Source organism: Janthinobacterium sp. SUN206 (genome assembly GCF_030587305.1).
In the GTDB taxonomy this organism is placed as follows: Bacteria; Pseudomonadota; Gammaproteobacteria; order Burkholderiales; family Burkholderiaceae_D; genus Janthinobacterium; species Janthinobacterium kumbetense.
Map to the genome: position 1 here is coordinate 213,514 of NZ_JAPWIB010000006.1, position 20,794 is coordinate 234,307.

At 62.3% G+C, this 20,794-nt stretch carries 18 protein-coding genes and 1 other RNA gene; 18 read left to right on the forward strand and 1 reads right to left on the reverse strand.

What is annotated here, in order from left to right; all coding sequences use genetic code 11:
- The 7 genes from O3300_RS26985 (at position 1) to O3300_RS27015 (ending at position 6,324) form a co-directional block, all read left to right on the forward strand.
- Positions 1-549, forward strand: a complete 549-nt coding sequence (locus O3300_RS26985) for a chalcone isomerase family protein (RefSeq protein WP_305054614.1) — start codon at positions 1-3, stop codon at positions 547-549.
- Positions 546-1,829, forward strand: coding sequence for an MFS transporter (locus tag O3300_RS26990; protein ID WP_305054615.1), 1,284 nt, complete (start codon positions 546-548; stop codon positions 1,827-1,829). Before O3300_RS26985 ends, O3300_RS26990 begins: the two co-directional genes overlap by 4 nt.
- Positions 1,817-2,377, forward strand: coding sequence for a DUF3833 domain-containing protein (locus O3300_RS26995; RefSeq protein WP_369812325.1), 561 nt, complete (start codon positions 1,817-1,819; stop codon positions 2,375-2,377). The genes O3300_RS26990 and O3300_RS26995 overlap by 13 nt, the downstream gene beginning before the upstream one ends.
- Positions 2,374-3,141 (forward strand): SDR family oxidoreductase, encoded by a 768-nt coding sequence (locus O3300_RS27000; RefSeq protein WP_289900373.1) that lies wholly within the window; start codon positions 2,374-2,376, stop codon positions 3,139-3,141. Before O3300_RS26995 ends, O3300_RS27000 begins: the two co-directional genes overlap by 4 nt.
- Positions 3,138-3,575 (forward strand): nuclear transport factor 2 family protein, encoded by a 438-nt coding sequence (locus O3300_RS27005; protein WP_305054616.1) that lies wholly within the window; start codon positions 3,138-3,140, stop codon positions 3,573-3,575. Before O3300_RS27000 ends, O3300_RS27005 begins: the two co-directional genes overlap by 4 nt.
- Before the next feature lie 975 nt (positions 3,576-4,550).
- Positions 4,551-5,630 carry a porin gene (locus tag O3300_RS27010; protein ID WP_099665437.1) on the forward strand — a complete coding sequence of 360 codons (1,080 nt, stop codon included), beginning with the start codon at positions 4,551-4,553 and terminating at the stop codon, positions 5,628-5,630.
- A gap of 151 nt (positions 5,631-5,781) precedes the next feature.
- Positions 5,782-6,324: a hypothetical protein gene (locus tag O3300_RS27015; protein ID WP_305054617.1), complete on the forward strand. Its 543-nt coding sequence runs from the start codon at positions 5,782-5,784 to the stop codon at positions 6,322-6,324.
- A 73-nt stretch (positions 6,325-6,397) separates the two neighbouring features.
- On the opposite strand, the gene O3300_RS27020 is transcribed toward O3300_RS27015, so the two are convergent.
- On the reverse strand, positions 6,398-8,101 hold the full coding sequence (locus O3300_RS27020; RefSeq protein WP_305054618.1) for a thiamine pyrophosphate-binding protein: 1,704 nt from the start codon (positions 8,099-8,101) through the stop codon (positions 6,398-6,400).
- A gap of 232 nt (positions 8,102-8,333) precedes the next feature.
- On the opposite strand from O3300_RS27020, the gene rnpB reads away from it, so the two are divergent.
- From rnpB to murG, 11 genes are all read left to right on the forward strand, one after another.
- An RNA gene (gene rnpB / locus O3300_RS27025) (RNase P RNA component class A) lies at positions 8,334-8,673 on the forward strand.
- Between the two features lie 662 nt (positions 8,674-9,335).
- Positions 9,336-9,764: a division/cell wall cluster transcriptional repressor MraZ gene (gene mraZ / locus O3300_RS27030; RefSeq protein ID WP_034748899.1), complete on the forward strand. Its 429-nt coding sequence runs from the start codon at positions 9,336-9,338 to the stop codon at positions 9,762-9,764.
- A gap of 9 nt (positions 9,765-9,773) precedes the next feature.
- A complete protein-coding gene (rsmH, locus tag O3300_RS27035; RefSeq protein ID WP_099665434.1) occupies positions 9,774-10,751 on the forward strand; it encodes a 16S rRNA (cytosine(1402)-N(4))-methyltransferase RsmH in 978 nt (325 codons plus the stop codon).
- On the forward strand, positions 10,748-11,017 hold the full coding sequence (gene ftsL, locus O3300_RS27040) for a cell division protein FtsL (RefSeq protein WP_034748894.1): 270 nt from the start codon (positions 10,748-10,750) through the stop codon (positions 11,015-11,017). The genes rsmH and ftsL overlap by 4 nt, the downstream gene beginning before the upstream one ends.
- On the forward strand, positions 11,017-12,795 hold the full coding sequence (locus tag O3300_RS27045) for a penicillin-binding protein 2 (protein WP_034748891.1): 1,779 nt from the start codon (positions 11,017-11,019) through the stop codon (positions 12,793-12,795). Before ftsL ends, O3300_RS27045 begins: the two co-directional genes overlap by 1 nt.
- Before the next feature lie 8 nt (positions 12,796-12,803).
- Positions 12,804-14,312: a UDP-N-acetylmuramoyl-L-alanyl-D-glutamate--2,6-diaminopimelate ligase gene (locus O3300_RS27050; protein ID WP_305054619.1), complete on the forward strand. Its 1,509-nt coding sequence runs from the start codon at positions 12,804-12,806 to the stop codon at positions 14,310-14,312.
- A gap of 11 nt (positions 14,313-14,323) precedes the next feature.
- Positions 14,324-15,754: a UDP-N-acetylmuramoyl-tripeptide--D-alanyl-D-alanine ligase gene (gene murF, locus O3300_RS27055; protein ID WP_305054650.1), complete on the forward strand. Its 1,431-nt coding sequence runs from the start codon at positions 14,324-14,326 to the stop codon at positions 15,752-15,754.
- Between the two features lie 2 nt (positions 15,755-15,756).
- On the forward strand, positions 15,757-16,932 hold the full coding sequence (gene mraY, locus O3300_RS27060; protein ID WP_077399841.1) for a phospho-N-acetylmuramoyl-pentapeptide-transferase: 1,176 nt from the start codon (positions 15,757-15,759) through the stop codon (positions 16,930-16,932).
- On the forward strand, positions 16,932-18,488 hold the full coding sequence (gene murD, locus O3300_RS27065) for a UDP-N-acetylmuramoyl-L-alanine--D-glutamate ligase (protein WP_305054620.1): 1,557 nt from the start codon (positions 16,932-16,934) through the stop codon (positions 18,486-18,488). The genes mraY and murD overlap by 1 nt, the downstream gene beginning before the upstream one ends.
- The gene (gene ftsW / locus O3300_RS27070; RefSeq protein ID WP_305054621.1) at positions 18,488-19,699 is read left to right on the forward strand and encodes a putative lipid II flippase FtsW; all 1,212 of its coding nucleotides are present in this window, start codon (positions 18,488-18,490) and stop codon (positions 19,697-19,699) included. The genes murD and ftsW overlap by 1 nt, the downstream gene beginning before the upstream one ends.
- Entirely contained in the window at positions 19,696-20,790 is a 1,095-nt protein-coding gene (murG, locus tag O3300_RS27075) for an undecaprenyldiphospho-muramoylpentapeptide beta-N-acetylglucosaminyltransferase (RefSeq protein WP_289900366.1), read from the forward strand. The genes ftsW and murG overlap by 4 nt, the downstream gene beginning before the upstream one ends.
- The last annotated feature ends 4 nt before the right edge of the window (positions 20,791-20,794 follow it).

Here is a 20,794-nt window from a genome sequence, read left to right on the forward strand (position 1 = left end):
ATGCGCCAGCTGCTTGCCACTGTCGTGCTGTCGTTGACCATGTTTGGCGCCGCGGCCGCGCCGCCGGCCTTTATCGCGGCCGACGTGCCCGAAGCCCGCCTGGCGGGCGAGGGGGAATACACGTGGTTCGGCATGCGTATTTATCGGGCGCAACTTTGGGTGGGCGCGAACGGTTACCAGGGCGCGGCGTCGGCAACGGCACCCTTCGTGCTGGAATTGCGTTACGCGCGTTCGCTCGACGGCAAGAAGATCGCCGAAGCCAGTTATGAACAGATGCAGAAAATCGGCGCCGGCACGCCGGAGCAGCGCCTGGCGTGGCTGGCCACCATGCAGCGCATCTTTCCTGACGTCAAGGAAGACCAGCGCATCGCGGGCGCCTACCGGGCCGGCATCGCGCCCGGCGTGCGCTTTTATCTCGATGGCAAGGTGCTGGCCGACGTGAACGATGGCGACTTCGCGCGCGCCTTCTTCGCCATCTGGCTGTCGCCGTCGAGCACGGCGCCGAAGCTGCGCGCAGCCTTGCTGCAGAGTGCGGCGCCGCTGCCATGAACGCCGGGGCCAGCGCCTTGAGCTTGCCGGCCTTGTTCAGTTATGGCCTGTTCGGCTTGCCGCTGGCCATGCTGGCGCTGCCCATCTATATATATGTGGCGCCGTTTTATGCGCAGCGCAGCAGCCTTGATCTGGCGCAAATCGGCGCAGTGCTGCTGGCGGCGCGCATTGCCGCCGCCTTCATCGACCCGGCCCTCGGCGCCTGGATGGCGCGCGGCGGGCGCAGCTATGCCGTGCTGGTCGGCGCATCGCTGCCGCTGCTGTTGCTGGGCTTTGGCGCCCTGTTCCATCCGCCGGCCATGCCGCAAGCGGCCACCCTGGCCTGGTTCCTGGCTGCCTTGCTGCTCGTGTACGCCGCCTATGGCCTGGCCGGCATCGCGCATCAGAGCTGGGGCGCGGCCTTGAGCCAGGCGCGCGCGCAGCGGGCGCGGGTGACGGCCGTGCGCGAAGGTTGCGGCTTGCTCGGCGTGATCCTGGCGGCGGGGCTGACGTCCGTGCTCGGCTATGACGGCCTGTCGCTGGCCTTTGCCGGCTGCCTGCTGGCGGCAGGTGCGTTGCTGCTGGCGCGCGCGCCGCGTCCGGTTTTGCGCCAAGGCACGACGGCGCTGCCCGCTGGCGCCTGGCGCCTGCCATTTCGCCAGCGCGCGTTTCGCTGGCTGTTTGCCGTCCTGCTCGTCAATGGCGTGGCTGCCGCCATTCCCGCCACCCTGTTCCTGTTCTTTGCCAGCGACTATTTGCGTCTGGGCCAATACGCGGGACCGTTCCTGATCGTCTACTTTTGCGCGGCGGCCGCCTCCATGCCCGTGTGGGTGGTCCTGGCGCGCCGCTTTGGCGAGGCGCGCGCCTGGGGCGGCGCCATGCTGCTGGCCGCCAGCGTGTTTGTCTGGGCGTATGGCCTGGGCGAGGGCGCCGCCTGGGGTTTTGCCGCCATCTGCCTGCTGTCGGGCCTGGCGCTGGGCGCCGACCTGGCCTTGCCGCCGGCCCTGCTGGCAGGGTTGATCGGCGCGGCCGGCCATGCCGGGCGGCACGAAGCGGCGTATTTCGGCTGGTGGAACTGGGGCGTGCAAATGAGCCTGGCGCTGGCGGCCGGCATCGCCTTGCCCCTGCTGGCCTGGCTCGGCTATGTGCCGGGCAGCGGCAGCGGCGGCTTGCCGGCCCTGTCTGCCGCCTACGCCGTGCTGCCCTGTGTTTTGAAACTGCTGGCGGCGCTCATGCTGTGGCGCGCGCCGCTACAACATATATATAGTGACCATCGGGAGAATCGCGCATGCGCTTCATGACTTATTGCAAACGTTGCCTGCCGCTGGCCGCCTTGCTGCTGGCGCTGGCCGCCTGTTCCACGCCGCCCACGCCGGCCACGTACGCGCAGGAATTGCCCATACTGGATCTGCAACAGTATTTCAACGGCACGCTCGATGCCCACGGCATCTTCCAGGACCGCTCCGGCAAGGTGGTGAAACGTTTCACCGTGGTGATGCGGGCCAGCTGGGTGGGCGAGACGGGGACCCTGGACGAGGATTTCACGTATGCGGACGGCAGCCGGCAACGGCGCGTGTGGACCTTGCGCAAGACGGCGCCCGGGCGCTTCATCGGCACGGCGCCCGACGTGATCGGGGAAGCCATCGGCGAAGTGGCGGGCAATGCGCTGCGCTGGCAATACGTGCTGGCGCTGCCCGTCGATGGCACGGTCTACCACGTCGACTTCGAAGACTGGATGTTCTTGATGGATGACAAGGTCATGCTCAACCGCGCCGCCATGAGCAAGTTCGGCTTCAGCCTGGGCGCCGTCACCTTATCGTTCAGCAAGCGTCCACAGGCGGCACCATGAATCGCAAGATCAGCAATTGGGCCGGCAAGCGCGTGTGGATCATCGGCGCGTCCAGCGGCATCGGCGCCGCGTGCGCCACCTTGCTGCTGGAGCAGGGCGCGTGCGTGGCCTTGTCTGCCCGCCACCGCGCCAGCCTGGAACAGCTGTGCGAGGGACAGCCGCTGGCGCAGGCCTTGCCGCTCGATATCACGCAGCATGCGCAAGTGCGGGCCGTCTGCATGCAATTGCAGCAGCAGTGGACGCATATCGACCTGATATTGGTGGTCGCTGGCGGGTATCAGGCCATGCGCGCCGATAGCTTCGACCTCGAGGCGGCCCAGGGCTTGCTGGCCCTGAACGTGGGCGGCGTCTTCAATTGCCTGGAGCCTGCCTTGCCGTGGCTGTTGCGCCAGGGCAGCGGCGGCATCGGCATCGTCGGCTCGGTGGCCGGCTATGGCGGCTTGCCCAAGGCGCTCGCGTATGGCGCCAGCAAGGCTGCGCTGATCAACCTGACGGAGTCGTTGTATTTGGACTTGCATCCGCGTGGGATTGATGTGTATCAAATCAACCCTGGTTTTGTCGCTACGCCTTTGACGGCGAACAATGATTTCACCATGCCGGCCCTGATGACGGCGCAGGACGCGGCCGCCGCCATGCTTGACGGGATCGAACGGGGGCAATTCCACATCCACTTTCCGAAACGCTTTACCAATACCATGCGCCTGGCGCGGCTGTTGCCGTACCGCGCCTATTTTTGGCTGATCCGCAAGGTGACGGGCCTATGAGCGCAACCATGGAAGGTGCGCTGGCGCGCCTGGTGGCGTTTTACGAGCACCTGAGCCTGGAGAGCCTGGCCCAGCTGGGTGCCGTGTACGCGCCAGACGCCCATTTCAAGGACCCGTTCAACGAGGTGGAGGGCCATGCCGCCATCCTGGCCATCTTCGAGCACATGTTCGTGCAAGTCGATGCCCCGCGGTTTGTCGTGCTGGAAAGCCTGGGGCAGGGGGAGCAAGCGTTCCTGACGTGGGAGTTTCGCTTTCGCATGAAACGCCTGCTATCTGGCGAACAATGTATTCGTGGAGCAACACATGTGCGTTTCGACGGGTTGGGGCGGGTGGTATTGCACCGCGACTATTGGGATGCGGCGGAAGAATTGTATGAAAAATTGCCGGTGCTGGGCTCTTTCATGCGCATGCTCCGGCGCGCAAGCCGGCGCTAAGCATGTTTCTTGATGCTTTTAAGCAAAAAAAGCGAAAAAGAAAAAGTAAATTGTGTGGAATTGGGTTGGCGAAAACTTGATTTCGATCAATGTGTCGTTTTTATGACACAAATATGTCAAAATATTGAGAAGGCAACATTGTAAGAAATTGTTTCAACTGATGCGAAATTTACAAGCAAGAGTCGTCCTCATCCGTTCCAAGCGGGCACCCGGCGCGCGTGCCGGAAAACATGGAAAACATTTCTATGTGAGCAATTTAAATTACCGGAAAGTCAGTAATTATATTGATACTCTGCCTATTTTCCCCACGCGCGCGCCGACATCGAAAATCGCGCCTACGCCCCTGAATAATGCGGCAACGCACCAAAACAGGGCGTCATATTTCCCATTTGCGGGCATCCGGCAGCAAACATTGGCGATGCCGTGTATGCTTCGTCCCGTTTATCCATTATCGCCTGACAAATTGTGCGCTTTGTCGCGTAAATCATGCAGGGCAAATGGCGGGTAAAGCATGTTGACGTTTTAATCATGCGCCTGATACTGTTGCACTAATACAACGGGTGTCGACAAGGCATGCGTTATGATGGAATGGTCAATCAGGCCAATGCATTGGTTGGCAAGGGGCACTGGCTCTGTCGCGTAGTACGGTTGGCGATGACCGGGATGCCTGAAAACGCACTCGGCCTGGTACCGGAAGTAACATGTTGGAACTTGATGGAATGTGAAACGGTCGTTATAGTGCCGCTTCCGGTGCCCTTTGAGCACCGAACCGGCGCATGAAAATACGGTCGCTCTGCAGCCTTCAAGCTTATCGGTGCAATAGCGTGCCGATACCGATATGAATTGTTCCCCTGACCGGAACAGCAATGTGGCAGGTGGAGACCTTGCCCTCACTCATAAAAAGCGCTCTGTTAGAGCGCAGCTCGAGATGCATAGGCTGTATTACTTTTTGCTTCAAAATTAAAGGAAATCGCAATGAAAAAAACTCTGATCACCCTGGCAGTTCTGGCAGCAGCCACCGGCGTAGCCCAAGCTCAATCGAGCGTTGTTATCTACGGTACCGTTGACGCTGGTTTCGTCAGCGAGCGCGGCGGCAAAGCTGGCTCCGTGAATAAACTGGACAGCGGCGTTGCTTCGGCTTCCCGTCTGGGCTTCAAAGGCACCGAAGATCTGGGCAGCGGCCTGTCGGCTCTGTTCGTTCTGGAAGCTGGTTTCGGCGTGGACAACGGCGCGCAAGGTAAAGACGAAGGCCTGTTCGGTCGTCAATCTTACGTAGGTCTGAGCAGCAAAACGAGCGGTACCCTGACCCTGGGTCGTCAATACACCCCTTGGTACAACACCCTGTCGAAAGTTGCTGATCCATTCGCAGTGGGCTACGCTGGTTCCGCCAAGAACCTGTTCCCAGCGAACACCCGCACCAGCAACACCGTGCTGTACACCTCGCCAAACTTCAACGGCTTTGACGCTGACGTGGCTTACACCTTCGGCGAAAAAGCTGAGTCGAACAAGTACGGCCGTCAAATCGGCGCGTCGGCTGGCTACTCGAACGGTCCTTTGAACGCACGTCTGGCTTACAACAACACCAGCAACGACGACATCGGCGTTCAAGCCGCTAGCGCACGTAACTGGTTGGCTGCAGCTAACTACGACTTCGCAGTTGTTAAAGCTTACGTCGCATACGGCGCAAACAAAGGCCTGAAGAGCGCCCAGTTGAATAACAAAGGTGTTGATGCTAACGGCAACAACTACTACAACTACGCTCCAGCTGCTGCTAGCACCGACAGCAACAACATCCTGGTCGGCGCAACCGTACCTGTTGGCCCAGCTGGCACCGTGATGGCTTCGTTCATCCGCACGAACGACAAAACCGCTGCTAACGCTGATGCTGATCAATGGGCAGTGGGCTACTCGTACGCTCTGTCGAAGCGCACCAGCACCTACGCTTCGTACGCCAAGATCAAGAACAAAAACAACGCTACCTACACTGTTGGTAACAACAGCAACGTTGGTTCGGGCGACAAAGCCTTCAACGTTGGCGTTCGTCACTCGTTCTAATATTCGCGCAAGCGAAGCTTAGTACCGCTGTCAGCATCCCTTCGGGGATGCTGATAAGCAAGGAAACGCGTCTCCAGGCTAGTCCTGGCGGCGCGTTTTTGCATTGGCGGCGCCAGTTATAATGGCGCCGTTACTCAAGTAAAGGAATGCCATGTATTCATCCACTTCGCCGCGCCTGGCTGTCTTGCTGGCCGCGCTGCTGTTCGCTGGCGCCACAGGCGCCTCTGTCGCTGCCGTCAAGGGCAAGAAGCCGGCCGGACTGGAGCGCTATGGCGTGGCCGTCTATTCCGACTTGTGCCTGCAAAAGGATAGTGGCGAAATCGGCGGCCAGCGCGTGACGCTGCATCGCTTCGCCGAGGCCGATTCCGTCATCTATGAATTCACGGCAGGCGCCCTGAGCTGGCCCATCGTGGCCAACGACGTCAACCTGGACGCCGCCACGGGCGCCTTCGACTTCACCATCGCCGGCGCCGACAGCGAAGAGCGCACCATCGTCGGCAAGTTTTCCAAGGACGGCCAGACCCTGACCCTGGAAGGCGATTATTGCGGCGGCAACGTGCGCATGCCCATGAAGCTGAGCCGCGTGCGCGATTTCGGCCGTCCTTTAAAAAACTGCACGCCATGCCCGCCGATGCCGCAGGCGCCCGCCGAGGCAGTGCCTGCCGAGGAAAGCGTGCCAGCGCCCGCTGCCTGAGCGATTGCCGCTGTGAAAAAGAAAAAGGCCCGGTATCGACCGGGCCTTTGCTATTTTCAGCGCTGCAAGGGGCTTATTTGGCCGCTTGCGCCTTTTCCGCCGTGGCGCGGATGGTGGCCAGGGTCGCGTTCGGCGTGATCAGGTTGCCGTCGTAGCGCAGCTCGATCAAGGCCGGCAAGTTGTTGGCCTTGGCGTGTGCCAGCGCCCGCCGCAGGGCAGGAGCGAACTCTTCTGTCGTAGCCACCACTTCGCCATGTGCGCCATACGCTTGCGCCAGCGCCGCAAAATCCGGGTTGTGCAGGGTCGTGCCCGATACACGGCCCGGGTAATCGCGTTCCTGGTGCATGCGGATGGTGCCGAACATCTGGTTATTGAAGACGATGATGACCACGCCCGCCTGGTATTGCACGGCGGTGGCCAATTCCTGGCCATTCATCATGTATTCGCCGTCGCCTGCGAAGGTGATCACGGTGCGCTCGGGGTGCACGATCTTCGCCGCCACGCCGGACGGCACGCCATAGCCCATGGCGCCGTTGGTCGGCGCCAGCTGCGTGCGCATGGCGCCGTAGCGGTAAAAGCGGTGCGCCCACGAGGCGTAATTGCCGGCGCCGTTCGTCAGGATGGTATCGAGAGGTGCCTGCGCCATGATCTCTTGTGTCACTTGCCACAGGTCCAGCGGCGCCCGGCCATCCTGGAAGATGGGCGGGCGCTCCTGGTAGGCGGCCAGCTCGGCCTTCGCTTCGGCCGGCGTATGTTTCCATGCGGCAGCATCGACGGGCGCCATGGCGGCCAGCATGGCGCACACTTGCGGCATGCCGCTGTTGATCATCAGTTCGGCCTGGTAGACGCTGCCCAGCTCCTCGGCATCCGTATGGATGTGCACCAGGCGCTGGCGCGGCACGGGCGAGTCGAACAGGGTGTAGCCGCCCGTCGTCATTTCGCCCAGGCGCGGGCCGATGGCGATGACCAGGTCGGCATTTTTCACGCGCGCGGCCAGTTTCGGGTTGATGCCGATGCCGACGTCGCCGATGTAGTTCGGGTGGGCATTGTCGAGCAAGTCCTGGAAACGGAAGGCGCAGGCGACGGGCAGGTGATTGCTTTCCGCGAACTGTTGCAGGTCGGCGCACGCTTGCGGCGTCCAGGTGGTGCCGCCCAGCAAGACCAGCGGCTGTTTCGCGGTGGCCAGCATGCTGCGCAGCTGCTGCAGCTGGGCGTCCGATGGCGCCGCCTGCACCGGCTGGTAGGCGCGCGTGTCGGCCACCGTGGCCAGCGAAATGAGCATGTCTTCCGGCAAGGCCAGCACGACGGGGCCGGGACGCCCGCTGGTGGCCACCTGGAAGGCGCGCGCCAGGTATTCGGGGATGCGCTCGGCGCGGTCGATCTGCGCCACCCACTTGGCCATCTGGCCGTACATGCGGCGGTAGTCGATTTCCTGGAACGCTTCGCGGTCGACGAAATCATTGCCCACCTGGCCGATGAACAGGATCATTGGCGTGGAATCCTGGTAGGCCGTGTGCACGCCGATCGAGGCGTTGGTGGCGCCCGGTCCGCGCGTGACGAAGCAGATGCCCGGCTTGCCCGTCAGCTTGCCATAGGCTTCGGCCATGAAGGCGGCGCCGCCTTCCTGGCGGTTGATGATGAAGCGGATGCCCGAGTCGTGCAGGGCGTCGAGCACGTCGAGGTAGCTTTCGCCAGGCACGCCAAAGGCGGTGTCGACACCGTGGATCTGCAGGGCATCGACCAGGATCTGGCCGCCGGTACGGGATTGTTGCGTCATGTTCGGCTCTTTATATTCTAGTGGGTGGCAAAGAAATGGGGCAAGCGGTGCGCATGCGCTTGCATGCAAGCAGCTTGCCTCATTCTATGTGAGCCGATTTGGCCCGGCTTTTGAAATGGCGACACCGAATTACACAATCCCCCGGGGTGACGACGAGGGCGCCCGGCGGGCGGCGCCGCGCCTGTACCGGCCTTTTTGCAGAAACATGCTGCGGCGCGGTACAATGGCGGGTGAAGCAGGCCAGACAGTCGCTGGCCGGCGCAGCAATGCGCTGGCGGGAGGAAGGTCCGGACTCCATAGAGCGGGGTGACGGTTAACGGCCGTCCGTCGAAAGCCGCAAGGTATAAGGCGAGGAATAGGGCCACAGAGACGAGCGTATTAAGTTACGGTGAAACGCGGTAACCTCCACCTGGTGCAATTTCAAATAGGCACGCGATGATGCTGCTCGCGGAGCGTGCGGGTAGAAAGCTTGAGCGCCCGAGTAATCTGGCGCCTAGAGGAATGACTGTCATAGCGCCGACCTGCAAGGGAAGGCGCCGTAACAAAATCCGGCCTACCGGCCTGCTTCACTTGAATTCCTGCTCCCTGGCTTGCCAGGGAGCACCTCGGCAGCGGCTGCTTTTCCTGCTGCGCGCCACGCAAAAGCCCCCGCAACGGGGCTTTTTTTGTTTCTAAAAGTATAGCACTTAAGATAAAGTTGTATATACAACTAAAAGTGAATAATTGGTTAAAGTTTCTTATTTGCAATTAATTGCTGCATTGCAAAAATAGTTTTCCTGCGTCAGGCCAACCCCTGAAAACAGGGCCGATACGCGCCGTGGACGATTATTTTTTGCTTTAAACCAAGTCTTACGTTGCGGCTGATTGCTGTTGTGTCTGGATGACGAAATTATTGTCATGCGTCAACTAACTGTAAAAAATTCAATTTTTCGATTTCGTTTTTTTCGATGTTTACGGTAGGAAAACACATGTGTGCAGATGAGGTAGCACATTCACTATCTTTCATAAGTATCTAATTTATCGATATATTTTTATTTGAGACTCCTTCAACGATATGCGCTAAGTCCTTAATTTCATTAATAAAATTCCTGTTTTGCCAATCGGAAACCGCTTGACCACTATCTTTGCTTCCTCTAAAGTGGGCAACTGTGTGAAAAAGTGTGTTTTTGTGGGAAATTTTCCCTTTTCATCATGATGCGCAAGCGTCGCAACCCAAGCTCAAAAAAGGTCTTCCGTGTTTCAAGGCGCGTCCGCAATCAATCTCGATGCCAAAGGCAGGATGTCTATCCCTGCCAAGCACCGTGACGCGCTGGCGATTCAATGCGAAGGCCGCTTGACCCTGACCAAACACCCTGATGGCTGCCTGCTGTTTTTCCCCCGTCCCGTGTGGGAAAGCCACCGCCAGCAAATCGCCGCCTGGCCCATGTCGGCGCGCGCCTGGCAGCGCATCTTCCTCGGCAACGCCGTCGACGTCGAGCTGGACTCGGCCGGCCGCGTGCTGATCTCGCCTGAATTGCGCAACGCCGTCGGGCTGGCGCGCGAAGTCATGATGATCGGCATGGGCAGCCACTTTGAAATATGGGATGCCGCCAAGTTGGCCGACAAAGAACAGCAGGCGATCGATGCCGGCACCCCCGATGTACTTTCCAATTTTTCTTTCTAAGGCTCCGTAATGACACAACTCACGGTGCCGGAATTTCAGCATCGCACGGTGCTGCTCGATGAAGCGGTCGATGCGCTCGACCTGTCGGGCGACCGCGCGCACGGCGTTTACGTCGACGGCACGTTTGGCCGCGGCGGCCATAGCCGATTGATCCTGTCGCGCCTGGCCGCCGATGCGCGCCTGATCGGCTTCGACAAGGATTTGCAGGCGATCGCCACGGCCGAGCAGATCGGCGACCCCCGCTTCGAAATCGTCCACGACAGCTTTGCCACCATGACGGCCAGCCTGGCCGAACGCGGCGTGCAGCAGGTGGACGGCATCCTGCTCGACCTGGGCATCTCGTCGCCGCAGGTCGACGACGCGGCGCGCGGTTTCAGCTTCCGCAACGACGGACCGCTGGACATGCGCATGGATACCACGCGCGGCATCTCCGCGGCCGAATGGCTGGCGGTGGAAACCGAGCAGAATTTAGAGAAAGTGATACGCGATTATGGGGAAGAACGGTTTGCTTTTCAGATTGCAAAGGCGATTGTTGCTGGCCGGGCAGTCCAGCCAATTTCAAGCACACGACAGCTTGCCGGCATCGTGGCAGGCGCCGTCAAGACCCGCGAGAAGGGTAAGGACCCCGCTACCCGCACCTTTCAGGCCATACGCATTTTCATTAACAAAGAGCTCGAGGATCTCGAGATCGGCCTGAACCAGGCGTATGCCTGCCTGGCGCCCGGCGCGCGCATGGCCGTGATCAGTTTCCATTCGCTGGAAGACCGCATGGTCAAGCGCTTCTTCGCCTCGAAGGCGAACGTGGAGCAGCCTGACCGCCGCCTGCCGATCCGCGCGGTGGACTTGCCGCAGCCGGAAATGAAGCTGATTTCGAAGATGAAGCCGTCCGACGCCGAGATCGAGGGGAATCCCCGTTCGCGTTCGGCCGTGATGCGCGTGGCGCAGCGCCTGCCGCTGGCCGCCCCTGCAAACGGCGGCGCCCGATGACTGGCAAGCTGTGTGTCGTGCTGTCGGCCCTGCTGGTGTGCTGCGGCCTGTCGCTGGTGAACGCGCAATACCAGTCGCGCCACCTGTTGATCGACCTGGAGCGCGCGCAAGCGCTGTCGCGCCAGCTCGACATCGACTGGGCGCAACTGCAGCTGGACCAGTCCACTTTGGGCAAGCATGAACGCATCGAATCGATCGCGCGGCGCGACCTGAGCATGACGCCGCTGACGGCGGCGCGTACGCAATACCTGACGGAGGGCGAATAATGAAGTTGGGCGGTAACAGCAACGGCCGGGTGGCGGCATCGAAAGGTGTGCCATTCTCGAAGAACCCCGTACTGGCGGTGCGCCTGCCCGTCTGGCGTTCGCGCGTCGTGCTGTTCCTGCTGTTCTTCGCTTTCGCCGGCCTGGGCGCGCGCGCGCTGTGGCTGCAGGGCGTCTCGACGCAGTTCCTGCAAAAGCAGGGCAAGGCGCGCTATGAGCGCACGCTGGAATTGCCGGCCACGCGCGGCAAGATCACCGACCGCAATGGCCAGGTGCTCGCCTCGTCCGTCCCCGTGAAAGCCATCTGGGCCATTCCCGACGACGTGCTGCAGGCATCGCCCGAAAAAATCAATGCGCTGGCCGGTCTGCTGGAAATGAACGTCAACGAATTGCGCAAGAAACTCGATTCGGACCGCAGCTTCGTTTACCTGAAACGCCAGGTCGAGATGGACGTGGCCGACAAGATTTCCAAGCTGGGCATCGACGGCATCGACGAACGCAAGGAATACAAGCGCTTTTATCCACAGGGCGAAGTGATGACCCACGTGGTGGGCTTTACCAACGTGGAAGACGTGGGCCAGGAAAGCATGGAGCTGGCGCAGCAGAAGACCCTCGTCGGCACCACCGGCAGCCGCCGTGTGATCAAGGACCGCCTGGGCCACATCGTCGAAGACATCGGCTTCATCCACGAACCGCACGATGGCAAGGACCTGACCCTGTCCGTCGACAGCAAGATCCAGTACATCGCCTTCACGCAGTTGAAGGAAGCGGTGGAAAAATTCAATGCCAAGGCCGGCGGCGCCGTGGTGCTCGACGTGCACACGGGCGAAGTGCTGGCCCTGGCCAATTACCCCAGCTACGACCCGAACGACCGCCGCAAGCTCACGGGCCAGCAGCTGCGCAACCGCGTCATGACCGATACTTTTGAGCCGGGTTCGACCCTGAAGCCGATTACGGTCTCGCTGGCGCTCGACACGGGCCGCGTCAAGCCGGGCACCCTGATCGACACTGGGCCGGGCCGCTATACCATCGCCGACCGCACGATCACCGACACCAAGCCGCATGGCGTGATCAATGTCTCCGAAATCATCGAAATGTCGTCGAACATCGGCACCTCGAAGATCGCGCTGGGCATGCCGTCGCAGGAAATGTGGGAAATGTTTACCAAGGTGGGCTTCGGCCAGCAGCCGAAATGGGGTTTTCCCGGCGCCGTGGCCGGCCGCGTGCGTCCGTATAAATCGTGGCGCCCTGTGGAACAGGCGACCATGAGCTACGGTAACGGCATTTCCGTCTCGCTGATCCAGCTGGCGCGCTCGTACATGATGTTCGCGCGCGACGGCGACACGATTCCCCTGTCGTTCCAGAAGGTCAATGAACTGCCCGTGGGGCAGCAAGTGATCAAGCCGAAGACGGCCGCCGAAATGCGCGCCATGCTGGAACTGGTGGTCTCCGGCGCGCACGGCTCGGCCAAGCGCGCCCAGGTCGCCGGCTACCGCGTGGGCGGCAAGACGGGTACCGCCTATAAAGTGGAAAACGGCCGCTATGCGATGCCGCGCAAATATATCGGCTCGTTCGTGGGCATGGTGCCGATGTCGGCACCGCGCTTCATCATTGCCGTGATGATCGATGAACCGACCGGCCCTGCCCACTATGGCGGCCAGGTTGCCGCTCCCGCTTTCGCGGCGATTGCGACCAACGCGCTGCGCGCGATGAACGTACCGCCCGATTCCTCCGTTACCGAAATCGTGGTCCCGGCCAATGCCGGTCCGGAGGCCATGTGAAGTCACTCATGACCATACAAGACATCAGTTTGTGGATCAAAGCGGCTGCCCCGTCCGGGCAGCTGACGTCCGACTCGCGCCGCGTGCAGCGCGGCGACGTGTTTTTCGCCTATGCGGACGCCACCCATTTCATCGACGCCGCCATCGAGCAGGGCGCCGCTGCCATCGTGCATGACGCCGTTGAATGGAACGCCGCATGGAATGTGCCGCATCTGCTGGTCGGCGACCTGAAACGCCTGGCTGGCCCCGTGGCGCATGCTGTTTACGACATGCCCGACAGCGCCATGTTCAGCGCCGGCGTCACGGGCACGAACGGCAAGACCTCGTGCGCGCTGTGGCTGGCGCAAGCTCTGGCACGCCTGGGTGAAACGTCGTCCGTCATCGGCACCCTGGGCGTGGGCCTGTGCAAGCCGCGCGGCGCCATCGAATTCGACGTGACCGGCTACACCACGCCCGACGCCGTGCTGCTGGCGCGCAAACTCGCCGCCATGCGCGACGCCGGCGCCAAGGCCGTCGCCATCGAAGTGTCGTCGATCGGCCTGGACCAGGAACGCGCGGCCGGCATGCATTTCGATGTCGCCATGTTTACCAATTTGACGCGCGACCACCTCGACTACCATGGCGACATGGCAGCCTACGAGGCGGCCAAGGTCAAGCTGTTCGACTGGCCCGGCCTGAAAACGGCCGTCATCAACCTGGACGACCCCATGGGCTTGCGCCTGGTCCGCCACGTGGACGGCAAGCTGGCGGGCGAGTATCCGGTCATCGGCTATACCTTGCAGGATGCCGCCGCCTTGCCCGATTTGCCCGGTGTGCTGATGCTGCGCGCCAGCCAGTTCCGCAGCCGTAATGCCGGCACCGACTTCCATCTGGAATGCGCGCTGGGCGTTGCGCTGATCAAGACGCAGCTGGTGGGCCACTTCAATATCAGCAACGCGCTGGCCGTGCTGGGCGCCTTGCTGGCGCACGGAACCGGTCTGCGCGCCGCCATCGACGGCATCGAATCCCTGCAGCCGGCCCCGGGCCGCATGCAGCAGGTGGGCGGCCAGGAAGCGCCGATGGTCGTCATCGATTACGCGCATACGCCTGACGCGCTGGAAAAAACCCTGGCTGCCTTGCGCCAGGTGGCGCAGGAGCGGGGCGGCCAGCTGTGGTGCGTGTTCGGCTGCGGCGGCGACCGCGATCCGGGCAAGCGTCCGCAGATGGGCGCCATCGCGCAGCTGGCCGATCACGTGCTGGTCACCAGCGACAATCCGCGCAGCGAAGACCCGCACGCCATCATCGCGCAGATCGTCGCCGGCATGCGTGCCGACGGTCCGCAGCCGCAAGCCATCGAAGACCGCGCCGGGGCCATTTTGTCGGCCATCAAGCACGCGGCCAAGCCGGACGTGATCCTGTTGGCGGGCAAGGGCCATGAGCCGTACCAGGAAATCAAGGGCAAGAAACTGCCGTTCTCCGATGCCGACCATGCGCAGCTGGCCCTGTCCGCGCGCCTGACGATGATGAGGACGAATTGATGGATAGCCTGATGCACGCAAGCCTGGCTGAATTGATGCCGTCGCTGGACGGCGCACAGCTGACGGGCGACGCCGTTTTTGACGGCGTGTCCACCGACAGCCGCAGCGCCCAAGCCGGTTCGCTGTTCGTGGCCCTGCGTGGCGAGAGTTTCGATGCCCACGATTTCCTCGACCAGGTGGCCGCGCGCGGCGTCGCCGCCGTGGTGGTCGAGCGCCTGCCGGCGGGCTGGGACAGCGACAAGGTGCCGGCCATCGTAGTCGCCGATACCCTGGCCGCGCTGGGCCGCATCGCCAACCACTGGCGCTGCCGTTTCAATTTGCCCGTCATCGGCGTCACCGGCAGCAATGGCAAGACCACCGTCAAGGAGATGATTTCATCCATCCTGGCGGCAGCCTTTGGTGAAGAGGCGCGCCTGGCCACGCGCGGCAACCTGAATAACGAGATCGGCGTGCCCCTGACCCTGTTCCGCCTGAGCGAACAGCATAAGGCAGCCGTCATCGAGATGGGCATGAACCATCCGGGCGAGATCGCCCGCCTGGCGGCGATTGCCGCGCCGACCCTGGCAATGGTCAACAATGCGCAGCGCGAGCACCAGGAATTCATGCACACGGTGGTAGCGGTGGCGCGCGAGAACGGCGCCGCGCTGGCAGCCCTGGCGCATGACGGCGTGGCCGTCTTCCCGCATGGCGACGAGTTCACGCCCGTGTGGCGCGAACTGGCCGGCGCGCGCGCCGTCATTACCTTCGGCCTGTCGAAAGAGGCGGATGTCAGCTGCACGCACCGCGCGGCCGAGGATTTTGGCAGCGATCTGTTCGTCAGCGTGCGCGCACAGGACGGCGGCTTGCGCCAGTTCTTCGTGGGCTTGCAGGCGGCAGGCGAACACAATGTGCGCAATGCGCTGGCGGCCGTGGCATGCGCTATCGGCGCAGGCATCGCGCCAGAACATATCAAGCAGGGCCTGGAGGCGTTTTCTCCCGTGAACGGCCGGCTGCAGAAAAAACGCGCCGCCAATGGCGCCACCATCATCGACGACACGTATAACGCCAATCCGGATTCGGCGCGCGCGGCCATCGATGTGCTGGCGCAGGCAGCGGCACCGCGCATCCTGGTGCTGGGCGAGATGGGAGAAGTCGGCACGCAGGGGCAGCAGTTCCACGAAGAGATCGGCGCCTACGCCGCCGCCAAAGGCATCGAACACGTGCTGGCGACGGGCGGTCTGGCGCGCCATCTGGTCAATCCGGCGCAGGCAGCCGCGAGCCAGGAATCAGGCACGGTCGTGGAGTATTTCGAACAGTTCGACGGTTTGCTGGCGGCGCTCGATGCGCATTTGTCCGGCCGTTCGGATGCAACAGTATTAATCAAGGGCTCCCGTTTCATGAAGATGGAACGGGCCGTGCAGCATTTGATTGGTTCAAACAACAATAACAAGGAAGCTCACTAATCATGCTGCTCTGGCTCGCTCATTATTTCCAGGACGACATTGGCCCATTGCGGGTCTTTAACTTCATCACGTTCCGCGCCGTCTTCGCCACCCTGACGGCGATCTTGATCGGCCTGTGCGCCGGTCCTGCCGTGATCCGCATGCTCACGCGCATGAAGGTTGGCCAGGCCGTGCGTACGGATGGCCCGCAAACGCATCTGAAAAAACACGGCACCCCCACCATGGGCGGTGTGCTGATCCTTATCGCCATCGGCATTTCCACCTTGCTGTGGGCCGACCTGTCGAACCGTTTCATCTGGCCCGTGTTGATCGTCACCTTGGGCTTTGGCGCCGTCGGCTGGGCCGACGACTACCGCAAGGTGGTGCACCAGGATCCGGAAGGCATGCGCTCGCGCGAAAAATACTTCTGGCAGTCGCTGATCGGCATCGCCGCCGCGTTTTACCTGGCGTTTTCCGTCTCCATCTCCGAGCCCAATGCCGGCCAGGTGTGGAATCTGATCTACGCCTGGGTGCAGTCGGGCTTCGCCATGGACTTGCCGCCGAAGGCCGATCTGATCGTCCCGTTCTTCAAGACCATCAGCTATCCGCTGGGTGTGTGGGGCTTCATCGCGCTGACGTATTGCGTCATCGTCGGCACCAGCAACGCCGTCAATTTCACCGATGGACTTGACGGCCTGGCCATCATGCCGACCGTGATGGTGGGCACGGCCCTGGGGCTGTTCGCCTACCTGACGGGTAATGCCACGTATGCGCGCTACCTGTTCATCCCGCACATCCCGGGCGCCGGCGAACTGGTGATCTTCTGCGGCGCGCTGGCCGGTTCCGGCCTGGCCTTCCTTTGGTATAACACCCACCCCGCGAAAGTATTCATGGGCGACGTGGGCGCGCTGGCACTGGGCGGCGCACTGGGTACCATCGCCGTCATCGTGCGCCAGGAAATCGTCCTGTTCATCATGGGCGGCATCTTCGTGGTTGAAACGCTGTCCGTGATCATCCAGGTCGTCTGGTTCAAGTACACCAAGAAGCGCTTTGGCGTTGGCCGCCGCGTCTTCCTGATGGCGCCATTGCATCACCATTTTGAACAAAAAGGCTGGAAGGAGACGCAGGTTGTCGTGCGTTTCTGGATCATCACCATGATGCTGGTGCTGCTCGGCCTGACCACCTTGAAGCTGCGCTGATGATGTACGACGCTAAAACCGCACTGGTACTGGGCCTCGGGGAGTCAGGCCTGGCCATGGCCCTGTGGCTGGCCCGCAGTGGTGCGACCGTGCGCGTGGCCGACACAAGGGAGGCCCCGGAGCGCCTTGCCGCGTTGCGGGCCGCCGTGCCGCAGGCGCAGTTCATCGCCGGCGCCTTCACGGCCGACTTGCTTGACGGCGTGGACTTTGTCACCGTCAGCCCAGGCCTCGCGCCGGGCCGCGAACTGGCGCAGATTGCGCCGGCCGCTACTGAGAAAAACATCCCCGTGTGGGGCGAAATCGAACTGTTCGCGCAGGCGCTGGCCGCCTTGAAGGCAGAACGCGGCTATGCGCCGAAAGTCATCGCCATCACGGGAACGAATGGCAAGACGACCGTCACCAGCCTGGTAGGCTTGCTGTGCGAACGCGCCGGCCTTGCCACGCGCGTGGCCGGCAATATCAGCCCGGCCGCGCTGGACGTGCTGCGCGAAGTGCTCGATGCCGAGCCTGCGCCGCAGCCGGTGGATGCGGAAGCTGACGTGACGGAACCCGCCGCCAGCACTTTGCCGCAAGCGTGGATCCTGGAATTATCCAGCTTCCAGTTGCACACGACGTTCAGCCTGCAGGCCGATGCGGCCACGGTCTTGAATTTGTCACAGGACCATCTGGACTGGCATGGCGACATGGCCGCCTACGCCGCAGACAAGGCGCGCATCTTCGGCGACCTGACCGTGCGCATATTGAACCGCGACGATGCGGCCGTGATGCACATGGCCGACCCGTTGGTCGAAACCATCACCTTCGGCACGGGCGAACCGGCGGAAGTCGACAGCTTTGGCCTGGTCAATGAACGGGGCATCTTCTGGCTGGCGCAAGCCGTACCCAGCGAAGAAGTGATCGAGAAAAAACGCAAGAAGAACGATCCGGCGCCGGAACCGGTGCCGACGATGGCGAAAAAGCTGATGCCGGCCGACGCGCTGAAAATCCGCGGCCAGCACAATGCCTCGAATGCGCTGGCGGCGCTGGCCCTGTGTCGCGCCATCGGCCTGCCATTCGCGCCGCTGCTGCATGGTTTGCGCGAATACCAGGGCGAGCCGCATCGGGTGGAGCTGATCACGGCGGTCAATGAAGTCGAGTACTACGACGACAGCAAGGGTACGAATGTGGGCGCGACCGTGGCGGCCCTGTTCGGCCTGGGCAAGGCGTTTGGCGGCGCGGAACAGCGTCTGGTGCTGATCGCCGGTGGCGATGGCAAGGGACAGGATTTCTCGCCGCTGGCCGAACCTGTATCGCGCTACGTGCGCTCCGTGGTGCTGATCGGACGCGATGCACCGGCCTTGCGCGCGGCCCTCGAGCCGGCCGGCGTGGACATCGTCGACTGCGCCACCTTGCCGGAAGCCGTCAAGCGCGCCAGCAGCCTGGCGCTGGCTGGCGATGCCGTGCTGCTGTCGCCCGCGTGCGCCAGCCTGGACATGTTCAAGAACTATGCGCACCGCGCGCAGGTGTTTGTCGACGCCGTGCGCGACATCGCGCTGGAAAACGGACAGGATATCTGATGGCTTTCCAACTGCCCTTCAGCTTTGGTTCCGGCTCGGCTGCCAAGCCGCTGGATAGCCGCGCGCGGCAATCGAAGATGATGGACTATGACAAGCCGCTGGTATGGGTCGTCCTGCTGCTCATGTTGCTGGGCATGGTGATGGTGTATTCGGCGTCGATCTCGCTGTCGGATGCGCGCAAGTTTGCCGCCTACACGAACAATTATTTTGTCGTGCGCCAGGCGCTGTTCATCGGCGTGTCGATCATCGTCGGCGCGATGGTGTTCCGCATCCCCGTCGCGACCTGGCAAAAGATGGCGCCGTGGCTGTTCATCGCCACCCTGGTGCTGCTGGTGATGGTGCTGATACCTGGTCTGGGCGTGTCGGTCAACGGCGGCCGCCGCTGGCTGAACCTGCCGGGCCTGCGGCCGCAGCCGTCCGAGCTGATGAAGGTGGTGATGGTGCTGTATGCGGCCGATTACACGGTGCGCAAGCAGGAATACATGCACAAGCTGACCAAGGGCTTCATGCCGATGGCGCTGGCCGTCAGCTTCGTCGGCCTGCTGCTGCTGATGGAGCCCGATCTGGGCGCCTTCGGTGTGATCGTCTGCATCGCCATGGGTATCCTGTTCCTGGGTGGTGTCAACGCCATCTGGTTCGGCGGCATAGGCGCCATGCTGACGGCGATCTTTGTCACCATCATCGCTCTGTCGAAATTCCGCCGTGAGCGGTTTTTTGCGTATCTCGACCCGTGGCAGGAAGACAATGCCCTGAACAAGGCTTACCAGTTGACACACTCGCTGATCGCCTTCGGGCGCGGCGAACTGTTTGGCGTGGGATTGGGCGGCAGCGTGGAAAAACTGCATTACCTGCCCGAAGCCCACACGGACTTTTTGCTGGCCGTGATCGGCGAGGAGCTGGGCCTGGTGGGCGTGCTGGTCGTGATCGGCATGTTTTACTGGATTATCAAGCGGGCGTTCGACATCGGCCGCCAGGCGATCGCCATCGACCAAACCTTCGCGGGACTGACGGCGAAAGGCATCGCCATCTGGATCGGCGTGCAGACCTTCATCAACATGGGCGTTAACCTGGGCCTGCTGCCGACCAAGGGCCTGACCTTGCCCTTGATGAGTTATGGCGGCACGGGCGTACTGATTAACTGTATCGGCCTGGCGATTTTGCTGCGCATCGATTACGAAAACCGGATCCTCATGCGGGGAGGCCGGCTATGAACAACGCGACGAACTTGAAAACGACGAAAAGACTGATGATCATGGCGGCCGGTACCGGCGGCCATATTTTCCCTGGCCTGGCGATTGCGCAGACGATGCGCGCGCGCGGCTGGGAAGTGAGCTGGCTGGGCACGACCCACGGCATGGAGCAGGAGCTGGTGCCGAAGAGCGGCATTCCCATGGATGCCATCGCATTTTCCGGCATGCGCGGCAAGGGCCTGGCGCATACCATTCAAGGCGGCTTCAAGATGCTGGCCAGCTTCTTTGCCATCCGCCGTTTCATCGCCAGCCGCAAGCCTGACGTGGTGATGGGCATGGGCGGCTACGTCACCGTGCCGGGTGGCCTGATGGCGCGCCTGAAAGGCGTGCCGTTAGTGCTGGTCAATGCCGACGCGGCGCTGCTGTTGTCGAACAAGACCCTGGTGCCGCTGGCGCAGCAAGTGTGCTTCGGCTTTCCCGCCGATTTCGGCAGCGCCGCCGGCAAGGCCGTCGTGACGGGCAATCCCGTGCGCGCGGAAATCCTCGCCATGGAGCCGCCGGCGCCGCGCTTTGCGGGCCGCAGCGGCCCATTGCGCATCCTCGTGGTAGGTGGCAGCCTGGGTGCGAAGGCGCTGAACGACAGCTTGCCTGCCGCGCTGGCGCTGATGCCGGAAGGCGAGCGTCCGCTGGTCACGCACCAGTCGGGCAAGAAGAATATCGACGCCCTGCATGCCGCGTATGCGCAGGCGGGCGTGCAAGCCAATGTGGTCGATTTCATCGACGACATGGCCAAAGCGTATACCGAGGCCGACCTGGTGATTTGCCGCGCTGGCGCCATCACCCTGTCGGAATTGACGGCGGCCGGCGTGGCCAGCGTGCTCGTGCCGCTGGTGGCGTCGACCACCAGCCACCAGCGCGACAACGCGCAATGGATGGCGCAGCAAGGCGCGGCGATTCATCTGCCGCAAACGGAAATGAGTGCCGCGTCGCTGAGCGCACTGCTGGCGTCGCTGAGCCGCGACAGCTGCCAGCAGATGGCGCAAGCGGCACTGGCAGCAGGCAAGCGCGACGCCAATGAGGCGATCGCACACGTATTGGAAAAACTGGCATGAGGTT